We start from the raw sequence: 906 nt of genomic DNA, 5'->3' as shown, positions 1-906 counted from the left end.
GGCGAGCTTCGATGGAAATTCTTCTTGCATCCACTGATCCTCTCAAAAATGAGGGGTCAGTTCTTCGTTTCGTTAGGGGGTCAGTTTCTCACTTCGCCTGACATGAGAAGATTTGGCGTCGAGCCAACCTTCCAGACAGGAGAACCCCAGATGGCCCAGATAAGCCCTCTGCGTCAGCGGATGATTGAAGATCTGACGATCCGCAATTTGTCACCGGAGACCCAGCGATCCTACGTGCATCACGTGGCGAAGTTCAGTCGATTTTTTGGACGATCACCCGATCAACTGGGATACGAAGAGGTGCGCGCCTATCAGGCCCACTTGGTGGGCCGAAGGGTCTCGTGGGGCGCGTTGAACCAGACCGTTTGCGCCTTGCGTTTCTTCTACGGCGTGACGCTGGGTCGATCTGATCTGCCTGAGCGGATCGCTTACGCCCGGACGCCGCGCAAGTTGCCGGTCGTGCTGAGCGCCGATGAGGTGGTCGGCTTTCTGCAGGCCGTGAAGGGGACGAGGAACCTGGTCGCTCTGATGACCACCTATGCGGTGGGCTTACGCGCCACTGAGGCGGCGCGTCTGCAGGTGACGGACATCGATAGCAGCCGGATGGTCATTCGCATCGAGCAGGGCAAGGGCGGCAAGGACCGCTATGTGATGCTGTCGCCGCAGCTGCTGGAGATTTTGCGCGTCTATTGGCGGTTGACCAAGCCGGGGCGATGGCTATTTCCCCGGCGCGATGGCCGCGGCCCGATCCACCCACAGACCTTAGGGATCGCCTGTCGAGCAGCCTGCGAGTTCCTGGGCGCTGACAAGCGGGTGACGGTGCACACCCTTCGCCACAGCTTCGCCACGCATCTTCTGGAGAACGGCACCGACATCCGCATCATCCAGGTTCTGCTCAAAACAACG

The 906-nt window shown here is 59.8% G+C and carries 1 protein-coding gene; it reads left to right on the top strand.

Going from position 1 to position 906, the window contains the following annotated elements; genetic code table 11:
• Positions 1–150: 150 nt before the first annotated feature.
• On the top strand, positions 151–906 hold a 756-nt coding region (locus tag NKI79_RS33110), incomplete at its 3' end, for a site-specific integrase (protein WP_352807497.1).

Origin of the sequence: Mesorhizobium sp. M0340 (assembly GCF_040321535.1) — a bacterium.
Lineage (GTDB): Bacteria > Pseudomonadota > Alphaproteobacteria > Rhizobiales > Rhizobiaceae > Mesorhizobium.
This window is presented reverse-complemented; position numbering and strand designations above follow the sequence as displayed.